The sequence below is a fragment of the Pseudomonas sp. PDM26 genome (assembly GCF_019219185.1).
In the GTDB taxonomy this organism is placed as follows: Bacteria; Pseudomonadota; Gammaproteobacteria; order Pseudomonadales; family Pseudomonadaceae; genus Aquipseudomonas.
Window position 1 is genome coordinate 290,385 of sequence record NZ_JAHUWC010000010.1, and the last position, 6,495, is coordinate 296,879.

The 6,495-nt window shown below is 54.6% G+C and carries 9 protein-coding genes, 4 tRNA genes and 1 rRNA gene; all 14 read right to left on the minus strand.

All coding sequences use genetic code 11. The features are described 5' to 3' along the window. Nucleotides 1-90 precede the first annotated feature (90 nt). Nucleotides 91-456, minus strand: a complete 366-nt coding sequence (gene rplL, locus KW849_RS20660) for a 50S ribosomal protein L7/L12 (RefSeq protein ID WP_108218340.1) — start codon at nucleotides 454-456, stop codon at nucleotides 91-93. Nucleotides 457-531: 75 nt separating this feature from the next. Beyond that, nucleotides 532-1,032, minus strand: a complete 501-nt coding sequence (gene rplJ / locus KW849_RS20665; protein WP_007970413.1) for a 50S ribosomal protein L10 — start codon at nucleotides 1,030-1,032, stop codon at nucleotides 532-534. 198 nt (nucleotides 1,033-1,230) lie between these two features. After that, the gene (gene rplA / locus KW849_RS20670) at nucleotides 1,231-1,926 is read right to left on the minus strand and encodes a 50S ribosomal protein L1 (protein WP_003186095.1); all 696 of its coding nucleotides are present in this window, start codon (nucleotides 1,924-1,926) and stop codon (nucleotides 1,231-1,233) included. Then, nucleotides 1,926-2,357, minus strand: coding sequence for a 50S ribosomal protein L11 (gene rplK, locus KW849_RS20675; RefSeq protein ID WP_007933726.1), 432 nt, complete (start codon nucleotides 2,355-2,357; stop codon nucleotides 1,926-1,928). Before rplK ends, rplA begins: the two co-directional genes overlap by 1 nt. Before the next feature lie 117 nt (nucleotides 2,358-2,474). Further along, complete coding sequence (gene nusG, locus KW849_RS20680; RefSeq protein ID WP_046041611.1) at nucleotides 2,475-3,008, minus strand: transcription termination/antitermination protein NusG; 534 nt, start codon at nucleotides 3,006-3,008, stop codon at nucleotides 2,475-2,477. A gap of 9 nt (nucleotides 3,009-3,017) precedes the next feature. Next, nucleotides 3,018-3,386, minus strand: coding sequence for a preprotein translocase subunit SecE (secE, locus tag KW849_RS20685; protein ID WP_007984402.1), 369 nt, complete (start codon nucleotides 3,384-3,386; stop codon nucleotides 3,018-3,020). 45 nt (nucleotides 3,387-3,431) lie between these two features. Further along, a tRNA-Trp gene (locus tag KW849_RS20690) sits at nucleotides 3,432-3,507 on the minus strand. Between the two features lie 174 nt (nucleotides 3,508-3,681). Then, nucleotides 3,682-3,757 (minus strand) — tRNA-Thr (locus tag KW849_RS20695). Between the two features lie 26 nt (nucleotides 3,758-3,783). Next, nucleotides 3,784-3,857 (minus strand) — tRNA-Gly (locus KW849_RS20700). A gap of 24 nt (nucleotides 3,858-3,881) precedes the next feature. Then, nucleotides 3,882-3,966: transfer RNA gene (locus KW849_RS20705), tRNA-Tyr, on the minus strand. 143 nt (nucleotides 3,967-4,109) lie between these two features. After that, complete coding sequence (locus KW849_RS20710) at nucleotides 4,110-4,550, minus strand: hypothetical protein (protein WP_218431049.1); 441 nt, start codon at nucleotides 4,548-4,550, stop codon at nucleotides 4,110-4,112. Between the two features lie 7 nt (nucleotides 4,551-4,557). Next, nucleotides 4,558-5,307: a pantothenate kinase gene (locus KW849_RS20715; RefSeq protein ID WP_218431050.1), complete on the minus strand. Its 750-nt coding sequence runs from the start codon at nucleotides 5,305-5,307 to the stop codon at nucleotides 4,558-4,560. Further along, nucleotides 5,297-6,256: a bifunctional biotin--[acetyl-CoA-carboxylase] ligase/biotin operon repressor BirA gene (birA, locus tag KW849_RS20720; protein WP_218431051.1), complete on the minus strand. Its 960-nt coding sequence runs from the start codon at nucleotides 6,254-6,256 to the stop codon at nucleotides 5,297-5,299. Before birA ends, KW849_RS20715 begins: the two co-directional genes overlap by 11 nt. A gap of 137 nt (nucleotides 6,257-6,393) precedes the next feature. Beyond that, nucleotides 6,394-6,495: ribosomal RNA gene (gene rrf / locus KW849_RS20725) — 5S ribosomal RNA — on the minus strand; the annotation flags it as partial.

Sequence of the window (6,495 nt, forward strand, 5' to 3'; positions counted from 1 at the left end):
GGCTGCCAGTAACGGAAAAAGGCCGGTGGCAAGAGCCACCAGCCATCAGCCTGTCGCTTAACGCTCGGGCTGGAGGAGCAAAGTCGATGCTTACTTCAGCTCGACTTTAGCGCCTGCTTCTTCCAGAGTTGCTTTGGCTTTGTCGCCTGCATCTTTGGTCACTGCTTCCAGAACCATGGCAGGAGCGCCGTCAACTACAGCCTTGGCTTCTTTCAGGCCCAGACCGGTCAGTTCACGTACTGCCTTGATCACGTTAACTTTCTTCTCGCCAGCTTCCAGCAGCATGACGTTGAATTCAGTTTGCTCTTCAACAACAGCAGCAGCAGCGGCAGGACCTGCCGATGCAGCAGCAGCGGTAACACCGAATTTTTCTTCGAAAGCTTTGATCAGCTCAACAACTTCCATTACGGACATGTTGCCAACTGCTTCAAGGATATCGTTCTGAGAGATAGACATGAATCTAATTCCTGATATTGGGGACGGCCTACGCGACCATCGAAAAAAACAAAAAACGCGAGAAGTTGACGAGCCTTAGGCTGCAGCAGCTTCTTTCTGGTCGCGAATTGCCGCCAGAGTACGAGCCAATTTGCTGGTAGCGCCTTGAATCACGCTCATCAGCTGAGAAATTGCTTCGTCACGGGTCGGCAGAGTTGCCAGTACGTCGATTTGGTTAGCTGCGAGGAACTTGCCCTCGAACGCAGCTGCCTTGATCTCGAACTTGTCCTGACCCTTTGCGAATTCCTTGAAGATCCGGGCAGCAGCGCCTGGATGTTCCTTGGAGAACGCAATCAGGGTAGGGCCAGTGAACACGTCGTTGAGGACACTGAATTCAGTGTCGGCAACAGCGCGCTTGAGCAGGGTGTTACGTACAACACGTACGTAAACGCCAGCTTCACGAGCCTCTTTACGGAGTCCGGTCATCGCGCCTACTGTTACGCCACGGGCATCAGCCACGACAGCGGACAGAGCGACTTTGGCAGCCTCGTTGACTTCAGCGACGATGGCCTTCTTGTCTTCGAGTTTAATTGCCACGGGTTTAACTCCTGCTTGTTACCGTTTCATCTGGTCGAAACCGGATGTCGTTTTGGTGTCTGATTCGGTAAGGAACCGGGAGCACCATCTGCGTAGGCTTGTGGTTTAAGACTTGCGTCGCCTACGGTCTTGGATAGCCCCCGCCAGGCAGGGACCCCAATTTTTCAATTGGCGCAATTACTTGCGCCAATCTGTGTCTTACGCGTCGAGCGAGCTTTGGTCGATGACCAGACCTGGGCCCATAGTGGTGCTCAGGGTAACGCGCTTGACGTAAATGCCTTTCGAGGAAGCTGGCTTGATACGCTTCAGATCAGCGATCAGGGCTTCAACGTTTTCCTTCAGCTTGACGGCGTCGAAGCCGATCTTGCCAACGGAAGTGTGGATGATGCCGTTTTTGTCGGTGCGATAACGAACCTGACCAGCCTTGGCGTTTTTAACCGCGGTAGCTACGTCTGGAGTTACGGTGCCGACTTTAGGGTTAGGCATCAGGCCACGTGGACCGAGGATCTGACCCAACTGACCCACAACGCGCATGGCATCCGGGGATGCGATCACTACGTCATAGTTCAGGTCGCCGCCTTTCATTTCGGCAGCCAGGTCGTCCATGCCTACGCGGTCAGCGCCGGCAGCCAGAGCGGCTTCAGCAGCTGGACCCTGGGTGAACACAGCAACGCGAACGGTCTTGCCAGTGCCGTGTGGCAGCACAGTAGCGCTACGAACGACCTGGTCGGATTTACGCGGGTCAACACCCAGGTTTACAGCTACGTCGAACGACTCGCTGAACTTGACAGTCGACAGCTCGGCCAGCAGGGCAGCAGCGTCTACAAAGTTGTAGGCCTTGCCTGCTTCGATTTTGCCGGCGATAGCCTTTTGACGCTTGGTCAGCTTAGCCATTACACACCCTCCACGTTAAGGCCCATGCTACGAGCAGAACCGGCGATAGTACGCACGGCTGCTTCCATATCAGCTGCAGTCAGATCCGCGTTTTTGGTTTTCGCGATTTCTTCCAGCTGAGCACGAGTCACGGTGCCAACCTTAACGGTGTTCGGACGAGCGGAACCGCTGGTCAGACCGGCCGCCTTCTTCAGCAGAACCGAAGCAGGGGTGGATTTGGTTTCGAAAGTGAAGCTACGGTCGCTGTAGACAGTGATGATCACTGGAGTCGGCAGACCTGGCTCAAGACCCTGAGTACGGGCGTTGAAAGCCTTGCAGAATTCCATGATGTTCACGCCGTGCTGACCCAGAGCAGGACCAACAGGTGGGCTTGGGTTAGCCTGAGCGGCTTTCACTTGCAGCTTGATGTAAGCGGTAATCTTCTTGGCCATGAGGCACTCCAATTACGGGTTCGAACGCCTCGAAAGGCTCCCCGGTTACTTGCGCGTTTATCCCAGTGACGACAAAACCCCACAGCCTACGGCTGCGGGGTTGGGATTTTTGTTCAACTAGACCTTTTCGACCTGGCTGAACTCGAGCTCCACCGGAGTAGAGCGACCGAAAATGAGCACTGCGACCTGGATCCGGCTCTTTTCGTAGTTAACTTCTTCAACAACACCGGTAAAGTCCGCAAACGGGCCGTCGTTGACACGCACCGACTCGCCCGGCTCGAACAACGTCTTCGGCTTCGGCTTGTCGCTGCCATCGGCAACGCGACGCAGAATCGCTTCTGCTTCCTTATCGGTGATTGGTGCAGGCTTATCGGCGGTACCGCCAATGAAACCCATCACCCGAGGAGTATCCTTGACCAAGTGCCAAGTACCCTCGTTCATATCCATCTGCACCAGCACATAGCCAGGGAAGAATTTGCGTTCGCTTTTGCGCTTCTGGCCATTGCGCATTTCAACCACTTCTTCAGTGGGAACCAGAATCTCGCCGAAGCCATCTTCCATACCGGCCAGCTTTACGCGCTCGACCAGCGAGCGCATTACATGCTTCTCGTAACCGGAGTAAGCATGCACAACATACCAACGCTTAGCCACGGGACACCCTTAGCCGACGATCAAGGAAACAAGCCAGCCGAGCAGGGAGTCAAGCCCCCACAACAGCAACGCCATAACCAGGACAACAGCCACAACGATCAACGTGGTCTGCGTGGTTTCTTGGCGAGTTGGCCAAACGACTTTACGAATCTCGGTGCGCGCTTCCTTAACCAGTACAAAGAAAGACTTGCCCTTGACTGTCTGCAGGCCTACAAAGGCAGCTACAGCAGCAATAGCAAGCAATGCGAGTACGCGGTACAGGATCGGCGAAGCAGAAAAGTACTGATTGCCAACAACGCCAACAACCACCAGAGCGACTACTACAAGCCACTTGAGGAGGTCGAAACGAGAGCCTTGAGCTTCAGCTTTAGGAGTCATCTATGAAGATCCTGTGAAAAGAAAGCCAGACACACCGAGTGAATCTGGCAGGTCAGGAGGGAATCGAACCCCCAACCTACGGTTTTGGAGACCGTCGCTCTGCCAATTGAGCTACTGACCTAAAACAAAATCAGGCCGACCATTATGCCGACCCGAAAAAGACTTTACAACACTTACCAGGCAATCCTGGTTGCAACACCGACAGCCATGACACCGGCAACCTTCAGAAACACAATCAGGCGCAACCACTACCACCTAAAACAAAGGCAGATATTTTCATATCTGCCTTGTTATATGGAGCTCTTGAGCGGATTTGAACCGCTGACCTCACCCTTACCAAGGGTGTGCTCTACCAACTGAGCTACAAGAGCGTAACACTGTGCAAAACCCGTAAACTTGGAGCGGGTAGCGGGAATCGAACCCGCATCATCAGCTTGGAAGGCTGAGGTTCTACCACTAAACTATACCCGCGAGGCTTACAGCTCTCGCTAAAAATGGTGGAGGGGGAAGGATTCGAACCTTCGAAGTCGTAGACGTCAGATTTACAGTCTGATCCCTTTGGCCGCTCGGGAACCCCTCCTAAGCGAGCCGGCATTCTACATCATGCCAGCCTTCTGTCAAGCATTTTTCTCATTAAAAACCTGAGCTTAGCTGCCTTGACCTCGCTTCACACCGTTAACCGTTTCCGGTGTTCGCTGTGGAGCGGGCGCCATTCTATGCAAACTATTCGGTGGGTGCAACCCCCTCGCACGGCATTATTTTATGTTTTAACTCATTGAATTCTTTAGAAAGGTTTAGCAGCTGCAAATCGTCCAGCCAACGTCGGCTTTCCGGCGCGATACGCACCCAATACCCTGCACCCTCAGTCGCAGCTTTCGGCAGGGACTGATACTTGACTTCCATCCCGCTCAAGCGCCGCTCAACCGCCTGCGCGGCCTCCTGGCGCGTATAGCCGCCCAGATAAAGGCAGCCATTGTCTGTCGAGACAGCCTTAGCCTTGTCTTTGGAGTCGTCACTCGCTTCGCTCAGTAAGCGGATATCTTGTTGAGACCCGCGATACAGGCTCAAAGGCGTGACATCCTTCGCGCGCAGAGGAGCCTCTTGTTGATGCCAGATATAGTAGAAGCCATTGAGGACAAGCAGCAGCAGAAACAACCAACGCATAAAAACCTCAGGACAAGGGACAGGCCATGGCCAATCCGACAAACACCAAGTCCGGAACAACCCTGGCCTGAGGCACGACCTCAGTGACCAGGCTCGCATCTCCCCCGGTGAGAAACACGACAAAGTCCTCACCCCAGTAGGTGCGCGCCAACTCGAGCTGAGTCAAAACGAAGCCGCGCAACATCAACAAACAGCCACGCTCTACAGCCTCAACAGTCGCGCGACCCGGAACAAGATTCTCCAGAGCCTGCTCCGCCGCCAGGTCCCCATAACGAATTTTGCGAGTGTGGGTGCGCAATTGGTTGCGCATCAATGGCATCCCCGGACAGATGAAACCACCCAGGTGCTCTCCATCCGCAGCGATAAAATCAGCGGTCACGGCCGTACCGAAGTCGAGCACCAGACACGCACCTGAAGCCAGATGAAAGCCTCCAAGCATTGCCAGCCACCGATCCAGACCCAGCCGCTCAAACTCCTCATACCCATTGCGCACGCCAGACATTTCGCGCGCAGGCGACGCGCACACAACCGGCACATCGAAGGCATCCCTCAGCAAAGACGTCAGCGCAGCGGTCTCCTCTGCGGTCCTGACGCTCACCAGCCGACAAAACGTAAGGGTAAGCCCCTTGAGCCCCCCCAACCCCTCAAGTAATGCGAGATTGGAATCGACGACCCCCTCACCAAGCACCTGTCCGGCATTATCGGCAAGCACGCGCCACTTGATGAAACTATTCCCACAATCGAGCTCAAGAATCATCACGCAACCTCAGGCTCAATTCACCACCACTGAAGACTTTCTCCACACCATCCACCTTCAGGCGCAAGGCGCCCTGGCCATCAATACCAAGCACCTCACCATCAACTTTATTAACACCGGCAATCAACGACACGTTTCGCCCTTGCCACAGGTGATTCTGCTCCCACTCTGACTGGATGGCCAAAAATCCACCTGCCTGGTGACGAGCCAGGTATCGCTGCAGCATCTCCCCCAGCATCGCAACCAGTTGGTTGCGATCAAACAATTTACCTGACTCGAGCCGCATGGATGTCCATTGCTGGTCCACCTCATCAGCGGACTGCATGTTCACATTGATTCCCACCCCCAGAACCACGTGGCACACATCAGCAGGATCACCAACCAACTCAAGCAATATTCCCGCGATCTTTTTCTGACCTACAAGGACATCGTTAGGCCACTTCAATCCAGCGGATGCAATACCTAGCTCACGCAAAGTCTGCAAGACAGCGAGCCCAACGACGAGACTCAAGCCCTCCAACTGGCGCATACCACCATCAATGCGTAGCACCAGGCTGTAATAGACGTTTTCTGCGAATGGACTGACCCACTTGCGACCGCGCCGCCCGCGACCGGCCGTCTGCCGCTCCGAAAGCACAAGAAATGGTGCCGCCTGCCCCCGCTCTATAGCACGCAGCGCCTCGGCGTTCGTGGAGTCGATTGAGTCGTAAACCTGGAGGGGCCAGTCGCAAGAAAGCGCTTTAGCGCTTATCTCGGAAGGATCGAGCAGCGCCAATGGCGCGGACAATTGATAGCCGCGTCCACGAACCTTATGAATAGACAAACCCAGCTCAGCTTCCAAATGCTGAAGCTGCTTCCACACGGCACTTCGACTGACGCCCAGGGCAGCACCCAATGCTTGACCCGAATGGAATCGGCCATCTTTAAGAAGCTTTAACAACGTCAGCATGCAGGTCTCGCCTCACAATGAGGCCCGCATGATAGCCACGCACCGAGCGATTGCATAGAAATCCAGTAGCCGTGGCTTTTCTGCGGACAAAAACAAAACCCCTACCTGCGTGCGCAGATAGGGGTTTCGGAATTTAATCTTGACGATGACCTACTCTCACATGGGGAAACCCCACACTACCATCGGCGATGCATCGTTTCACTGCTGAGTTCGGGATGGGATCAGGTGGTTCCAATGCT

What these genes read in the sequence shown, in the direction of transcription:
- rplK (WP_007933726.1), bottom strand. Translation starts at nt 2,357, where the DNA reads ATGGCCAAGAAGATTACCGCTTACATCAAGCTGCAAGTGAAAGCCGCT.
- secE (WP_007984402.1), bottom strand. Translation starts at nt 3,386, where the DNA reads ATGACTCCTAAAGCTGAAGCTCAAGGCTCTCGTTTCGACCTCCTCAAG.
- rplA (WP_003186095.1), bottom strand. Translation starts at nt 1,926, where the DNA reads ATGGCTAAGCTGACCAAGCGTCAAAAGGCTATCGCCGGCAAAATCGAA.
- rplL (WP_108218340.1), bottom strand. Translation starts at nt 456, where the DNA reads ATGTCTATCTCTCAGAACGATATCCTTGAAGCAGTTGGCAACATGTCC.
- KW849_RS20715 (WP_218431050.1), bottom strand. Translation starts at nt 5,307, where the DNA reads ATGATTCTTGAGCTCGATTGTGGGAATAGTTTCATCAAGTGGCGCGTG.
- birA (WP_218431051.1), bottom strand. Translation starts at nt 6,256, where the DNA reads ATGCTGACGTTGTTAAAGCTTCTTAAAGATGGCCGATTCCATTCGGGT.
- KW849_RS20710 (WP_218431049.1), bottom strand. Translation starts at nt 4,550, where the DNA reads ATGCGTTGGTTGTTTCTGCTGCTGCTTGTCCTCAATGGCTTCTACTAT.